The following is a 15,557-nucleotide window of genomic DNA, read 5'->3' as shown; positions in this document are numbered from 1 at the left end:
ATTTTCCGTTGACTCCATTATGAATCGAAAAAGAAAAGACTCTCCAAAGAGAGTCTCATGTGATATAGCGTTAGTCGTTTTCAACAGAGTTTTCTAATTCGTCTTCAGTACTTGGATTGCGATTAGCTTGAACGTTATCAACACCATTAGCAGATGTGGAATCTGATTCCGGGTTTGGCAAAGGGTCAGAAATAGGAGCGGGTTCAGGAACCGGTGTTGAAGGTGCAGGAATTTGAACAGGTTCGGTTGCTGGTTCCTGTTCATTTTCATTTGGTTTCGATGAATTTTCTCCTTCTGAGACAGGAGGGACTTCAGGAATCGTTTCAGGAACAATAATAACCGCTTGGTCCATTTGAGCGATTGCTTCGTTCATGATTGAATTGATTTGTGCAGTAATTTTATCTTGTTGTTCAGTTGTATCAACATTCAAATTCTCAATTAACTCATTTGCATACTGACGGAGTGAAGCAATACGATCAGACTTCTGTTTTTCCGTAAATGCATCTAGTTCTTGTTTAGCAGAATCCATTTCGTTTTTCAATTCTACTTTCAATTGAGCTAGAAGTATTGTTTTTTCATCCGTAATCGCTTTATCAATTTCATTAAGGGATTGGGATTCTTTATTTTTAAACCAATTAATCAATAGCGTGCTTACATCTGCATCTGCGAACGTAGTTTTCACTCCACTGCCAATCCCGAGAGTTAGCACTACTACGGCTACCAACAAAATTATCTTTTTTCTCTTTTGAATCTTTTTATATTTCTCAAGTCTGCTCAGCATTTCGTTACCTCCAGTTACAACAATAAGGACCCCAAACTACGAGGTCCTTATTGAGTATTAAATTACTAATTAAATGCCGTTAACAACAGCTTGTAATGCATCTTTTGCAGCATTTTCCATTTCAAGTGCTTTTGCGTCAATAAGTAATTTTTGAGCAGCAACTAATGCATCACGTTTAGCAGTGATGGTGCCACGAAGTTCAACAATCTTAGCATCAATTGCAGCTATAATCGCTTCTGTAGTTGCTGCTTCTTTTGTATCTAATTGAGTTTGAAGTTCTCCTTTTGCGTCAGCAATTGCTTTTTCTAATTCAGCAACAGCTGAAGCCGTATCAGCTTCTAATGCTGTAGTCAAGTTAGCACGTGCAGTAACACCTTTATCTCCAGTGAAAGAAGTTAAATCAGAATTTGCATATGCTAAAGCTCCTCTTCCAGCTTCATTGATTAATCCATTTGCCGCAAATTTAAGTGTTGCAAACTGACCATCCATATATCTTTCAATTTGTGCTTGTTTTGCATCAATAGAAGCGATGTGTTCTTGAGTTTTCGCATCGATATTATCACTTGCTTTATTAGTTGCACTAGTTCCATCAGCTACAATACTTGTTCCAGCTGCTGTTTTTAAGCCTTCATATTCACTAGCCCAACCATTAACTTTTCCACTCACATTATCTTCCACATCATTTACGATGTTTGAAGTAGCTAAACCAAACTGACCAGCATACCAATTTTGCAATTTTGCTCCAGCATCCGAATTAGCAAATGCTGCTCCAGCGCTTGATAATAATACTACTGATACTGTTCCTGCGATTACTTTACCTTTGATTGTTTTTAACATTTGAATGTCCCCTTTGTGGTTGGTTTTTTGAATGAATTCAAGCATTTTGCAAGATCCATTTGAATGCTACTCACTTAATACTTCTTCTAAAATTTCTTCTACGCTTTGTTCGATGTCTTCTTCGATATCCTCATTAATATTCGCTTGTTTTGAATACACTTTGAGGTTTTCATCTTTTAATTCTGAAACTGTTTGTTCCAAGCGATTTTCTGTATCGATTTGGTATTGTTCAATTTCAGTTGTTGCTTCACTAACACGTTTTGCCGTGAAGCTTGCAAGCGAGGTATCAAAAGATTGTTTGGCTTCGCTTACAAAGATTTTAACGTTCGAAAACGTTCTCCAGAGTCCAGCACCTGTTTCCACCCCTAATTTCATGCTTTCATTTTGAAATGAATGCTCATACCAATTAGAAAGGTTGGCTGCAGAATCGGTTTTTGCATACATGGTTCCTGCACCAAGTAGCACAGAGGATGCAATAATAATTCCAAAAATCTTTTTCAATAATTCCTCTCCCTTCCAATTGCTTGTACGATTCTTTCAAAACGGTCAGCAACAATTGGAGCAAATAGCTGATGCAAATGTTGTTACGAATAAGCTGAATTGAAAAGTTGATTCATTCTACCTCTCCCTTGGGGCCAATAGACCAGAATAATTTATAGTAAAAGTGAAGTTTCACTTTATACCCAAAATGAAAACTCTTACATTTATTACTAATAAATTAGATATAAATATCTATTCTATTTACAAAAAATAAAACGATTCATTTTTCATTGATTCGTTTTTCCTACAACCTTAATTTAAGTCATAAAAAGTTATTAGTACATAAGAGGTTTTGTAATCTTCTGTCGATAACCTATTTTTCTTTGTATTTAAAAGTCGAAACAGTAAAAAGGAGATTAAAAATGGTCATTAAAGTTTTAGTGAAAAATCATTTTCACATAAAAAAAGCTTGTTCTTAATTCCTATTAACTACCATATGAAAGTTGTTCGTTTACGTATTTTTCCGATATAAGGAGTGAGAGCGTTAGAGCAACTTGCATGACATAAAAGCATCAAGCTAAAAAGTAGCATTTACTCAAATGGCCCATATTGGAAGAGATTTTAATCACAATTGAGGGTTGGAATATAGAAGTGATGTTTACATATCATTGTATTGAAATCTGTTATAGAATTAAAAAAGTTTAATAATTGGTAATTATTATTAAGAAAGGAATGGGAAAATGAACTTAACTTATGAAATTTTACCTGACGAAAAGATTGAATGCCTTCGAGATACTTGCAATGAACTTATGACTTTTCAAAAGTCAAAAGCATACATAACTCCAGAACTCTTTGACAACATGAATTTTGACACACGGTTGATGCCTTCTGTTAAAAAAGCATTACATAATTACACGGTAGTCGTTAAAGATGGTGAGCAGATTGTTGGGTATGTCTATTCGAATATCTCTCCTAAAGAAACATATTCAAATGAATTTGCCACTTTTTTTGACCTATCTAGTGTTAATAGAATGAATGTAGGGTGTTTATCGCAATTTTATATTAAAGAAGAATATAGACAATACGGAGTTGGGTCGACGCTTTTTAAGTTGTCGATGGAGTGGTTGAAACAATTTGAAGATGTGGAGGATTATTTTATCTTTGTCTCAAATGGTAACGAAGCCGCATTAGAATTCTATAAACGTAAAGGCTTTACTGTAAGTCATAAAATCTTGGAAGAGTTTATCACGGTTTTACTAAACAAGTAAGTGAGTATACGTAAATTCAAATTCAACATAAAGGGATCTGGAATATGGAAAAAAAACTAGCTCATCATTTAAGCATATATCTGGAACAATACAAAGAGCCTACTTATGAAGTGAGTAAATTGCCTACACTTAATAACACCTTGAGTCAATTCCATCAATGGGCGAATGGCAAGCCGGTGATTGCTGCCTATGACGTAGCTAAACCCGGGGAAGAAAGCTATTATTTCTTACTCATCGATTGGCATCGAAATGACAACTATTACTTGGTGATATATGCGCATGATAAATCCACTACAATTGCCGAGCTGAACAAAATAATCGAAGAAAATGGTGTCAACTTTCTATCGTGGAAATACAACCCTTTAAAAAGGGATGGCAAAAATGACATTCGGAAGTCGTATTATAAGCAAATCTTTGGATCGACGACAATGAATATTCCATTTCCAACATCAACTGTGGAAATCGAGGATTTTTTGACTCAGTTGTTCAAGCTTTGTCATAACCGCGTTAGAGCGGACAATATTGTAGACATATATGATTTTCAATAGAAAGAAGTGATTTACCTCATAGGGAGGCAACTGAAAAAGATGTGTTAGAGAGTGGAGTAAGTGCTTCCAATTAAAAAAGGAGAGATTTCGTTCAAAAATTGAACGAAATCTCTCCTTGTCCGTTGATATTCTATACTTTGATTCCTTCATTAAGATTATAATTCGTTTGAGATTTACTGCGAATATGGCGGTGGTTCCTTGTATTTGCATATCTATGTTTTAACTCACTGTTTTTTGCTTCAATTTTATAACGAGATTTTGCTTTCCCTTTAAATAAGAGACTGTTGATTTGAAATCATTCAAAACACCACCTATATTAAGTACTTTTATTATACAAAAACTATGCCCTAAATCTCTGATCATTTAAATTTAGTAGGTGATTGTAGTGAAAGGCGGCGACTCCAGCGGGAAAAGCGTGTCCAGGTGAGACCCCGCAGGCGCTTGCGACGAGGAGGCTTACAGACCGCCCGCGGAAAGCGTCCGCCTGTAACGAAAATCTACAAAATCGTTTAACAGGGCCATTAAAACAGAAAAGCCACCCTATCTCAAAATGGAGAAAGGATGAGCGCTGGTTTAATTTTTATTCATAATCAAAAGCATAGGAGCGGCCGAAATTGCATCTTCGGCCGCTTCCTTTTTGTAAATAAGCTTTCAATTCTTTCGTTTGCCCAACGGAACTTGCATATACATAAACAGCCTTGGGAAAACTCATATTGTTTAGACGGGGCAAAAAGGGAATAATATACATACATAGTTTTGTTGAAAAGGGAGGACTGGCCATGAAAATCAGAATCGAATGGAATTACAGAACACCGAAAGGAACCGAAACCTTCTTCCAATCCGAAGAATTGCCGATTGCGCATGCTTTGCTGATTGCGGAAGATTTAGAGCGGACGAAGCGTACAAAAAAGGTAACGTACACGGATGAGCACGATAGCACGTGGACGGTGAAAGAAATGAAACAATACTTGAAAGGGCTTGAAACCGAACCACATAACATCACGGTTCATTTCGATGGTGGGTTTGATGTCGCGACAAACAGTTCTGGATTAGGCTGCGTCATCTATTATGAACAGAGCGGGAAGTCATACAGATTGCGACGGAACGCGCCTTCTGCCGAACTGATTTCAAATAATGAGGCGGAATATGCGGCACTTTACTTATGCCTGCAGGAACTCGAGCTCTTGAACGTCCATCATCTCCCGGTTAAAATCGTTGGGGATTCCCAAGTGGTCATCAATCAGTTGAATGGGGAATGGCCAGCGCTCGAATCTAATCTCTCCCAGTGGGCAGACCGGATTGACGAAAAGCTAAATGAACTTGGTCTCCAGCCCGAATACCAATTGGTTCCACGTAAATCGAATGCCGAAGCGGACCGATTAGCGACGCAGGCATTGAATGGGATTGAGATACTGGCGACTAGTGAGTTGAAGGTAGAGTAGGAAATAATAAAGCATATAAAAGAAGCAGCCTTGGAAATCTATATCGATTTCTGGGGCTGCTTTTCATTATTGTTCTAAAATGGTGAACTGAACGCCACCAAACGTTTCGTCATTCAAGAATACTTGAACCAATAGAAAAGCGTCATGTTTATTGTTTGCCCAGTAAGCAGCTAAACGATAACCATCATCCACCTCTACCCAATCCGATTCAAGTTCATCAGCTTCCCCGTATGTTAAACGAAGCTGATCGTACATGTAGTCGAAATAGTTCTCAATTGTTTCTAAGTCAGGCGCATTATCTGCCACATAGTGATAAACCGATATGGAGACGAGTTTGTTGTTTTCGAATTCGTAATCCACGTCCGCCATTAATCCGTAAACCGTTACATCCGTGTAGGTCAAATACTCATTTTCTTGACTGTAGAAAACACCACCTGAGAGGCTCTTGACTTGTTCCATCGTCATCCCAAGTGAAATCTTATCAAGGGTGGGAGTTTGTACTTGTATTGGGAACGAAGCGTTAATGCTCGCATGGGTTTTACTGCTATATTTCTTCACTAAAGGCATAAACACTTCTGTGGAAATCGCGAAATTCAGGTTAGCACTCAAACTATCAAAACCACTGCTTGTCATCCCGATTAGTTGCCCACTCGTATCAAATAATCCACCACCAGAACTGCCGTGGTCAATATCTGCATTAGTTTGAATCAATGAAACGCCATTAATTGTACGGAACGAACTAATAATGCCTTCCGAAACTGTATTTTGCAAGCCGATGGGGCTTCCGATTGCAACTACTTTTTCACCTTTAGCGAGCCCTTTGCTGGAAGGACGAATTGCAACAGTTGCTGTTTTGAACGTTTTCGTTGTTTTGATTAAGGCAATATCTTTTTTGGCATCGGATTCCACAATGCCTTTTACATCCAACTTTTGACCGTTAGTGAAAGTGACAGTCGCATTCGTCACACCATCCATGACATGGTGGTTTGTTAAAATCAAGCCATTTCCAACGACGATTCCACTGCCTTGTCCTTGATCAGTATCAATAAGCACAATCTTGGCATCGTTTAAGCTTACAATTTCTTTTGTTGTATAGACTTTTTTGGTTGCTTTTGGAACTGGTATATACTTAATGGAAGAAGACTTCTTAACAACATTACTCCCAGTCAGCTTATAGACACCACCAAAGCTTTTTGACTCTCCAAAAATCCCATGCTCATTTCCTTTTTTCAACTTCTTCACAAATTTCAACTTACCATTACTAACCGAATATAAATCAGTATCCTTCAAAATCTGGATTTTACCGACCATCCCAGTTTGAATCTCAATCTTGCCCCACATGTTTTTCGACGCTGCAGAAACGGGCGTACTTGAGACTGTGAAAAATAAAAAAGCAGATAACAACAAAATAATTAACTTTTTCAATGATAACAATTCCTCTCGTTGCAATATTTCAACAATACAATTAATACCATATGTGCGTAATAAAAGCACTATGAAAATATAAATATTGGAAATTATATAAACAAATAGAGTAGCGAATGGGGTCCGAGCTTTAATAAACGTTCGTTTTTTTGTTCATAGTGAAAGCTTTTAACCGATAATAAAAATAGTAGTGGGAAGTTACTAAAAAGATTTTGTTGTCGGTTTCGTTATAGGTAATTAAAATGATAAGAGATGTCGAGAATAATAGCGCTATTCATACATATAGAATGTTTTTCTTGAACTTGTTTTTACAATGCCAAGTTTACTTGAAAGGGGAAGTCACATTGAAAAGTTTCGTTATGGGTTTATCTGTGACTTGGCTATTATGCTCTTATGGAAATGCCACTGTTTCTGCCGAAGAGTACGAAGAGAAACGAATGCTCGTTGTATTTGATGAAGAACTTAATGAGCAGGAAATGAAAGAGACGGTGTTGGAAGCTGGCGGTGAAATGACAGAAGCCTATACAGAGGTGGATATGGCGTCGGTCGATTTGACTTCAGTAGAAGCTGAAAATCTAAGAAAAGACCCTTTTGTGCACCTTGTCGAGGAAGATATCATCCTCAAGCTCAATAACCAATGGGAAGATTGGGGGATTGCGTCTACTAGAGTTCCAACAGCTTGGGATTCTGGATTTACAGGTAAAGGAATCAAAGTCGCAGTCATAGATTCAGGAATTTCTCCGCATAGTGACCTTGACATTGCTGGAGGTATTTCGACGGTTGGTTACACCTCTTCCTACAAAGATGATCAAGGACATGGAACGCATGTGGCTGGAATCATAGGTGCACGCAATAATAGTTTTGGGGTGAGAGGAGTCGCCTATGAGACGGAAATTTATGCAGTAAAGGCATTTGACCGTAACGGCGAGGCTTACTTATCGGATTTAATCGAGGGAATCGATTGGTCGATTGCAAACGGCATGGACATCATCAATTTGAGTTCAGGAACACAAACAAGTACTCGTTCATTCCTTAATGTCGTTAACAAGGCCTATGACAGTGGGTTATTGATTGTGGCGGCCGCTGGAAATGATGGAGCCCCGAATGGTCTGGGTGACACGGTCGATTTTCCAGCGCGTTATGCTTCGGTAATCGGTGTCGGTGCTGTTAACAGTTTTTTTGAACGGGCACCCTTTTCCTCCACTGGTCCAGAAGTCGAAGTGGCAGCTCCAGGTGTGGAAATATTGAGTACCTATTTAGACAATCAATATGCTTATATGAGCGGAACGTCAATGGCGACGCCATATGTGACAGGTCAACTTGCGTTGTTAAAGCAAGCATATCCTGAATTGACAAATGAGCAGCTTCGACTCGTTCTGATTGAACATACTAAGGATCTAGGCGCGGCAGGGAGAGATCCGTATTTTGGTTACGGTTTTATCCAGGCAGCTTCTTTCCTGGATCCGGTTGATTTCCAAAAAGCAAATCCACAAGCGGCTCCGGAGTTCCAGGATGTCACATCTTTCTATTCACCAGCAGTTACGTATTTGGTCCAAAATCAAATTACACGTGGCATATCTACGACTGAATTTGGCGTATCGAAAAATATCAAACGCGCGGATGCAGCCATCTGGTTGGCCAAAGAACTTGGCTTGAATAAGGAAACTGCAAAAGCATCTGGATTTACGGACGTACCAGACCGCGCGATTGGGGCAGTCAATGCACTTAAAGAAGCAGGAATCGTTGGTGGTAAAACGACCACGAGATTCGGAGCTTACGATACATTGACTCGTGGAGAAGTGGCCATTATCCTTCAACGTGCGTACAAGCTTTCTTCTGACGGAAGTAAATACCCTTTTTCTGATGTATCTCCGAAATACAGCGATGCAGTCGGCGCTTTGGTTGCAAACTATATTACAGATGGTATCTCTCCTACGAAATATGGCGTTTCTAATTCGATAACCCGTGGTCAATTGGCAGTGTTTATGTATCGGTTGTCAAATTAATAGTGAATTCTCTCTAATACAACGAAATTTTTGATGCAAAAAACAAGGTACGGAGTGAATGTTCACTCCGTACCTTGTTTTCATTTTTCACCTTATGAGAATCAACCAATTATATGAATGATAACTATTTCAAATGGTTGGCCACGTTCTTTTACGTTTAGAAGCATTGATAGGAACGAATCTTGTGCGTATTCAAAATGTGATATGTCCATCCCCGCCTTCTTCTCCAGCGATAGCAACGATTATTTGTCTTCCTACGAAGGTAGGGGAAAACCAAAAGCTTCTGCTGTTTCTTAGCCAAATATAGGTGTTGCGGTATAAACAATTCCTGATTCTGCTGGGTCCGACCTGCCATGCGGGGATCGGTGGAGAGAAGTCAGGGGGTGGTACCATTGGTGGGAGGGTAGCACCGGGTGGGGATCCAAATGGGGGTGGCTCAACATAATCATTTGAGAGCTCTTGTTGGAACCCTTGTGGAAAGCGTGATGAATCAAATTCATCTCCATTCCGATAAAAAGGATTATTTGTCAAAACTTCTACCTCATTCCTCGTAATCTACCCTTCAGCATATGTCACACTGCTTGCTTGGAGTGGGGAGACACACAGACGAGGTTTATATTCAACCGAAATAAACAAAGCAACAAGCACCTCATCTTTATCGACGGGTGCTTGTTTTATGAAACTTTAATTCTCTTATTTCGGATCGATTTTCGTTGCATCACGAGTTTTTAATCCATGGGAAAGGAAATAAAAAAACGCACCCCCGAGCATGGCCAAACACAATATAAACCCAATTGTAAGCGCTAAATAATACGACATATGTACCGCCTCCTTTGTGGAGTATATGCAGGGACATGCCAGTATTTGATAGGGTGGGGAAATATATTTGAATGTTAGTTGTTACATCATATTTGGTCGGAGAAACTGGATGGAAAGGATTAACACAGGTTTGATGCCGATTAAATTGCAGTCGATGCGGATTAATTAGCAGCCGGTGTCAATTAATCGAAAGTGAAGCCGTTTAGGCTATATGAAATGCAGAAAGCTGCCGAAATTGTATTTTCGGCAGCTTCCTTTCTAGGTATGAAGTTGTCTATTCTTTCGTAACCCGAAGGCTTTTAAAATACATCTTCGGCTGCTTTTCTATTTAAACAGGTATTCTTTTTGGGTTTCGTAGTACTTCATAAATTCAATAAAGTCGGCTTCGTAATCGGCGACGGTTTTGTGTTCGACGTTGTCGAGTGCGGATTTTTGGAATCTATTGATTAGTTGATGCAATGTTTTAAGGCGATCTATATCTTCTTCTGTGGCTTGGTTGCCTCTTGCTTTGCGGTGGACTTCGCTGAGAACAACGTTAGTGTCATAATCGAAGTCAAAGCTATGATAAGCTACGGTTTGTCCTGCTGGATTAATGTTAACGACAAATCCAGACAACCAGTGTAGCCGTTCTCCCAGCTCTTTTTGACTTCCGCCTTGTTCGTAACTTTCAATCGTATCCTTTAGAGCGTATTCAAGCTGGGCGTACTCGAGTACATATGCTTTGAGTTGTGTTTTTTCAAAGTTGGCGCGCTGTTGAACGCTCCACATAAGTGATATGCCGAGCAGGATAGCAAGTATGATGGTGGCGAGTTTCCAGTTATTCATGGTTATTTCCCCCTAGATTTCCATTTTACTGAAAATTTAATAGAAGAGGATAGGTACAAAAGCCATTTTTTGTGTCTAGAGTTAACTTAGTTGGAAAAATGGGAGAAGTGGAGCATATATCTAAGGCAAGGGGGCGGCTGAAATTGCATCTTCAGCCGCCTTCTTTTGTGAAATGGTGTGACGCTTCTTTAGTAAACTGAAAAGTTATTGAAATCTTCATTCTTTTCTGACAAAATGAAATGAATGAAGATTCAGACTGATGGGGGTTGGGATGATGTATGCGACTTTAGGGAGTATTTTCGATCAGACGGTGAGTAATTTTCCGAATCGAGAGGCGCTTGTGGATTTGAAGCGGGGGCAGCGTTGGACGTATGGGGAGTGGCGGGACGAAGTACACCGTTTGGCGAATGCGCTGAGTTCGGCTGGGGTTGGAAGAGGAGATCGGGTGTCGACGTTTTTGTTCAACACGAGTGAGCTTGCGACGACTTTATTTGCGTGTGCCAAAATTGGGGCTATTTTTAATCCAATAAATTTCCGGTTGAAGTCGGAGGAAGTGGCATATATTTTAAATGATGCAAAACCAAAAGTTGTGATGTTTGAAGATATTCTGAAGGATCAGGTGGCAGTGATTCAGCCACAGTTTCCAGAGATTCAGTTTTGGTTTATTAATGAGAATACACCAGATTTCGCAATCAGCTATCACTCGGAGGTTGGCAGTGCGCAGTCGACTGCTCCAGCAGTGGAAGTAGACGAGTCGGATACGTATGCCATCATGTATACGAGTGGAACGACGGGGCGTCCGAAAGGCGTGATTCACCGTCACCGTGATATGGCGGAGCAAAGTCTTATTTGCACGGCGGTGTTGAAGTATACGAAAAATGATGTTGGGCTTGTAACGGCACCGATGTTTCATTGTGCTGAACTGCATTGCTGTGTGATTCCGAGGATTCAGGCAGGTGCGAAGAGCGTTATTATGCATCAATTCCATCCGCAAGTTGCGCTTGATACGATCGAGCAAGAAAAAGTGTCGGTGATGTTCGCGGTTCCAACGATGTGGAGCATGATGGCGGACCTTGAAGGGGCAGCGTCGAAAGTCGGGACGTTGCAACGAGGGTTGTATGGTGCTGCGCCAATGGCTCCCATTCTTGTTAAGAAAGTAAAAGAAGTTCTGGGTATCGATTTGATTCAGGCATATGGCCAGACGGAAATGGGGCCGGCGATTACGTTTCTAGAGGAAGACGAGCAGCTAACTAAAGTGGGTTCAGCTGGGAAACCTGCATACAATCATGAAATCCGCATTGTCCAGCCGAATGAGATTGGGCCTTCCGAGCCAGATGCTATTTTGAAACCGGGCCAAGTGGGCGAAATCATCGTAAAAGGTCCTTGCATGATGGCCGGTTATTTCAATCGCGAGGACGCGACTGAAAAGGCGCTGTATAAAGGTTGGTACCATTCAAGTGATTTGGGGTACATGGATGAAGACGGCTATTTGTATGTGGCAGACCGTGTGGATGACATGATCATCAGTGGTGGCGAAAATATTTATCCGCGTGAAGTGGAAGATGTGCTGCATGAACACGAATCGGTGCAGGATGTAGCGGTGCTTGGGATTCCTGATGAGAAGTGGGGGGAGTCGGTGCTGGCGTTTATCGTGACGCAGAATCCTGAACTTACGGCGGAAGAGCTTGAAAAATTCTGTAAAGGAAACGACAAACTGGCTGGTTATAAACGTCCGAGGCATTATCAGTTTGTTAATGAATTGCCGCGAAATGCTAGTGGGAAAATTCAAAAGTTCTTGTTGCGGGAACAGCGAGTGGAAAGCGGCAGTATTTTGTAATGTTTAGTTTGGCGTGAGAATGAAGGTTTTACAGTTAGGGGAATCCTGTGAAAAGTAAAGCAGTGACGATAATTGTAGGTATGATGATGAGTATGGGGATGTTGTTTGTTGGTTTTTTTGCGTTGGATCGAGTGGCTAAGAAAGAAGAGACTGTAAAAGTACAGGGGAACGTACCTAAGGAAGACGATGAACTGCCTGTAGTTGAACAGCCTGAAAAAGTCGAGCAGTTGGAAACCTTGCCGAACGCGGAAAACGAGGTTGCAAAATGGAATGCGACAGCATCTGAGTTCATAGAGAGGTATCCTGAGTTCAGGTTTGATGCGTCTCGGATAGTAAAAGATGAAATGAAATCCAATGATGAAGTTACGACGTTTTCGCATGAGTTCAACACTGCGGTGAAAATCAGCTTGGTCTACACGGTAAATAACGAAACCGAAGAAATCATTGAAATGAGGCTTATCTGTCATGATACCGGTCCGGATAGTGCCGCCATTTTTCATACAATGAGCATGTTCATCAGTTATGTCGATGACGAGATCCCGACAGACCGTGCGGGTGAATTTTTAGGGGATAACACCTTTACAATTAGGGAATCGGGTATTTATGAACTTGAATTGAACGGGAAAAAATATGAATATTTATCGGATATGGATCAATTTATTCGTACACTGGTTTATCGAGTTGAGAGCTAAAAGGTCCTTTTCAAACACATGATAGAAATGAAAATCCAGTAGCTTTTCAGGCTACTGGATTTTTGTCTTTAAGTCATAACAAAACCCACCACCACATGTAATTTGTTACGTGTGGTGGGTAATCCGAGAAGCAGTTGTTACTGTTCGATTTTATCGATGATAATACTCGGTATGGTGATTTCTCCACCCATTGTCGATTCGTAAGTTAACAAACCATCTGATGTACCCATCAAAGTAATCAAGTCGTCTTCTAAAATACGAGAATCTACTATATATGAAACGTAACTTGCATAAATAATCTTATCGTAATCGTCATTGACGGCAATTCGAACTTGGGTTTCACCATCGCCTTCCATCACTTGAATAACCTTACCGTAAAATTTAACTTTTTCGCCATAGAACTTGAAAATGCATCTTCAGCCGCTTGTTTCGAATAATTGACTTGTTGTAGAGTTATTGATGGAAAAGTTTGGACAGGGCATCGATTGGATGAAATCGTTTGGTTCCGTATAGAAACCAATGAAAAAGGAGCAAAAGCATGACAGGAAAGACACACATCATAGGCGGTTTGACAGCAAGTCTTGCATACGCACAATTTACAACATCTGATCCCGTACTATTGGTAGGGGCGGGGGTTATCGGAGCGTTGATTCCGGATATTTGTCATGGCGGCAGTAAAATTGGACGAACATTCCCGTTCATTTCGAAAATGATTAATGTGATTTTCGGACATCGTTCTTTCACTCACAGCTTGTTATTTTTATTCATCATTTCGATTCTAATGAAATCATTTGTAACAAATGAAGCAGTGATAGAAGGAATTTTGGTCGGGATGGTCAGTCATTATGTGCTGGACATGATGACACGTAATGGCATTAAGTTGCTATTTCCATTCAAAATACGTGTACGATTCCCATTGACGACTAAAACAGGTGGCACAGTGGAATCACTCGTGCTCGCTGCACTGTCGGTTCTTTCGGTGTATTTCGGGTATGAAGCGTTTAGGGTTTATTTATAAGAAGTGAGGATGAGAGAAGCGACCATGTCGTTTCTCTCATTTTGATGATAAGGTATTGTGCAAACTGGAGACCCGTTCTGTCAACTTAGAAGTAGGATAATTAAGTGAAACATTACGCCAACAGTAAAGATTAGAAAGCGAAGCGTGCAATCCCAATTAAATGGGGGAATCAAAGAAATGTGTAGGTATAAGGGATGGTTTTGGAAGGACACTGCCATTTATAGTGAAATTTCCTATATACTTCAAATGGAAGGTTTAGGCATTAGGGGATTTTAATTACATTCTTGGTGATTTCTCTTCCAACATAAACGAATAATGGAGGTTTTAACGTTGAAGAAGTGGAAATGGAAAATCGCTTTATCGGCATTGTCTTTGTCGCTTGTCTTGCCACTGTCTGCAGGGGCAGCCGGAAAGTTTTCGGACGTCGGACCACGTTTTGAGAAAGAAATAACGTATTTGGCGATGCGCAATGTGGCAAAAGGATATACTAATGGTACGTTTGGAGTCAATGCAACTGTCTCTAGAGGCGAAGCCGTAGTGATGATTGTCCGTGAACTTGGAATACGATGGGATGGTGCTAAGGATCCAGGCTTTACAGATTTTAAAAAAGGTGACGGTTTTTATACAGAAGTAGCTGAAGCTGTTGAACATGGTGTGATTCAAGGGAAAGTGGCCAAGGATGGTACACGCTATTTTGATCCGAGTGGTTCCTTGACTCGTGCGGAAATGGCCATCATATTGGCACGTGCGTATGATATTCCGCTAGATCGTAGGGACATTCCTTTTAAAGATGTTTCTTCAACTACAACTGGGAAGAAGGAAATCGATGCGTTATTCAATGGCGGAATATCATTTGGCTATGAAAATTTGTACTTTAAGCCCTATGCAAAAATTACCCGACAAGAGTTTGCAGGATTCCTTGGACGAACAGTAAAAAAAGAATTTAACCCAATGTATATGGAATATGTTCATTACGACCCGGACACTCTGCAGCGGGTGAAAACGACATGGCTGACAGAACAACAATTGAATGCAATGGAAACTGAAATGATTGAGTTGATTAACAATGCCCGTATAAAAAAGGGGTATGAACCAATCGTTTTAAATGAGCGTTTACAGGATATGGCTGGTTTGAAAATTAGAGCGATGGCTAAATATCCATCTGATGAGAGAGTCATGGACATATATAAATTTTATGAAGATAAATATGGAGAGAAACTAAACGGAGATTATAGTGAGCGTTATGCAAATGGCTCAGTGGAATCTGCATTACAACAAATATTGTCTCAGGCAATCAATGAACCTTATTTGTATGACGCAAGTCGCAAAGAAATGGGCGTAGGAGTTGCACAGGAAATGGACGGTTCATTCACGTGGGTCATCTCTTTATTATCTAGATAATAGTTAAGAAAAAGGATTCCAAATGGAGTCCTTTTTTATTTATCCTCAATAATGGTATGAAGCTCAAATAGATAATAAAATTGCTTGTCAAAACTTTGAAGCTATTGTGAAAAAATAGTTCCAATGCCATAAGAAAATTATTTACTAGAACATTATAATAAATTGAATTTGTAATTTG

At 40.0% G+C, this 15,557-nt stretch carries 15 protein-coding genes; 8 read left to right on the top strand and 7 right to left on the bottom strand.

The annotated features are described in order from the left end of the window. Window positions 1–70: 70 nt before the first annotated feature. The 3 genes from MHH33_RS14320 to MHH33_RS14310 all read right to left on the bottom strand — a co-directional run bounded on the left by MHH33_RS14320 (window position 71) and on the right by MHH33_RS14310 (window position 2,119). Window positions 71–781, bottom strand: coding sequence for a hypothetical protein (locus MHH33_RS14320; RefSeq protein ID WP_342542110.1), 711 nt, complete (start codon window positions 779–781; stop codon window positions 71–73). Between the two features lie 69 nt (window positions 782–850). Continuing rightward, window positions 851–1,618, bottom strand: a complete 768-nt coding sequence (locus MHH33_RS14315) for a hypothetical protein (protein WP_342542109.1) — start codon at window positions 1,616–1,618, stop codon at window positions 851–853. Between the two features lie 66 nt (window positions 1,619–1,684). Then, window positions 1,685–2,119 (bottom strand): hypothetical protein, encoded by a 435-nt coding sequence (locus MHH33_RS14310; protein WP_342542108.1) that lies wholly within the window; start codon window positions 2,117–2,119, stop codon window positions 1,685–1,687. Between the two features lie 788 nt (window positions 2,120–2,907). Here MHH33_RS14310 and MHH33_RS14305 point away from each other — a divergent pair. From MHH33_RS14305 to MHH33_RS14295, 3 genes are all read left to right on the top strand, one after another. After that, complete coding sequence (locus MHH33_RS14305; protein WP_342542107.1) at window positions 2,908–3,366, top strand: GNAT family N-acetyltransferase; 459 nt, start codon at window positions 2,908–2,910, stop codon at window positions 3,364–3,366. A gap of 44 nt (window positions 3,367–3,410) precedes the next feature. After that, complete coding sequence (locus tag MHH33_RS14300; protein ID WP_342542106.1) at window positions 3,411–3,914, top strand: hypothetical protein; 504 nt, start codon at window positions 3,411–3,413, stop codon at window positions 3,912–3,914. Between the two features lie 779 nt (window positions 3,915–4,693). Further along, window positions 4,694–5,356, top strand: a complete 663-nt coding sequence (locus MHH33_RS14295; RefSeq protein WP_342542105.1) for a reverse transcriptase-like protein — start codon at window positions 4,694–4,696, stop codon at window positions 5,354–5,356. Window positions 5,357–5,422: 66 nt separating this feature from the next. Here MHH33_RS14295 and MHH33_RS14290 read toward each other — a convergent pair whose 3' ends face one another. After that, the gene (locus MHH33_RS14290) at window positions 5,423–6,781 is read right to left on the bottom strand and encodes a trypsin-like peptidase domain-containing protein (protein ID WP_342542104.1); all 1,359 of its coding nucleotides are present in this window, start codon (window positions 6,779–6,781) and stop codon (window positions 5,423–5,425) included. Window positions 6,782–7,125: 344 nt separating this feature from the next. Between MHH33_RS14290 and MHH33_RS14285 the strand changes: the two genes are divergently transcribed. Beyond that, window positions 7,126–8,787, top strand: a complete 1,662-nt coding sequence (locus MHH33_RS14285; RefSeq protein WP_342542103.1) for a S8 family serine peptidase — start codon at window positions 7,126–7,128, stop codon at window positions 8,785–8,787. A gap of 693 nt (window positions 8,788–9,480) precedes the next feature. On the opposite strand, the gene MHH33_RS14280 is transcribed toward MHH33_RS14285, so the two are convergent. Together MHH33_RS14280 and MHH33_RS14275 are read right to left on the bottom strand one after the other, a co-directional pair. Further along, window positions 9,481–9,606, bottom strand: a complete 126-nt coding sequence (locus MHH33_RS14280; protein WP_016428185.1) for a hypothetical protein — start codon at window positions 9,604–9,606, stop codon at window positions 9,481–9,483. Window positions 9,607–9,930: 324 nt separating this feature from the next. After that, window positions 9,931–10,431, bottom strand: coding sequence for a hypothetical protein (locus tag MHH33_RS14275; RefSeq protein WP_342542101.1), 501 nt, complete (start codon window positions 10,429–10,431; stop codon window positions 9,931–9,933). A 274-nt stretch (window positions 10,432–10,705) separates the two neighbouring features. On the opposite strand from MHH33_RS14275, the gene MHH33_RS14270 reads away from it, so the two are divergent. Both MHH33_RS14270 and MHH33_RS14265 read left to right on the top strand, forming a co-directional pair. Next, complete coding sequence (locus tag MHH33_RS14270; RefSeq protein WP_342543780.1) at window positions 10,706–12,268, top strand: fatty acid--CoA ligase; 1,563 nt, start codon at window positions 10,706–10,708, stop codon at window positions 12,266–12,268. A 47-nt stretch (window positions 12,269–12,315) separates the two neighbouring features. Further along, on the top strand, window positions 12,316–12,960 hold the full coding sequence (locus tag MHH33_RS14265; RefSeq protein ID WP_342542100.1) for a hypothetical protein: 645 nt from the start codon (window positions 12,316–12,318) through the stop codon (window positions 12,958–12,960). Window positions 12,961–13,097: 137 nt separating this feature from the next. On the opposite strand, the gene MHH33_RS14260 is transcribed toward MHH33_RS14265, so the two are convergent. Beyond that, window positions 13,098–13,319, bottom strand: a complete 222-nt coding sequence (locus MHH33_RS14260; RefSeq protein WP_342542099.1) for a hypothetical protein — start codon at window positions 13,317–13,319, stop codon at window positions 13,098–13,100. 179 nt (window positions 13,320–13,498) lie between these two features. Here MHH33_RS14260 and MHH33_RS14255 point away from each other — a divergent pair, with 179 nt between their 5' ends. Together MHH33_RS14255 and MHH33_RS14250 are read left to right on the top strand one after the other, a co-directional pair. Beyond that, window positions 13,499–13,978 carry a metal-dependent hydrolase gene (locus tag MHH33_RS14255; RefSeq protein ID WP_016428180.1) on the top strand — a complete coding sequence of 160 codons (480 nt, stop codon included), beginning with the start codon at window positions 13,499–13,501 and terminating at the stop codon, window positions 13,976–13,978. 330 nt (window positions 13,979–14,308) lie between these two features. Beyond that, on the top strand, window positions 14,309–15,379 hold the full coding sequence (locus MHH33_RS14250; protein WP_342542098.1) for an S-layer homology domain-containing protein: 1,071 nt from the start codon (window positions 14,309–14,311) through the stop codon (window positions 15,377–15,379). The last annotated feature ends 178 nt before the right edge of the window (window positions 15,380–15,557 follow it).

This window comes from Paenisporosarcina sp. FSL H8-0542 (assembly GCF_038632915.1).
Lineage (GTDB): Bacteria > Bacillota > Bacilli > Bacillales_A > Planococcaceae > Paenisporosarcina.
The sequence above is the reverse complement of the archived record's forward strand: the minus strand, read 5'-3'. Positions and strand labels throughout refer to the sequence as shown.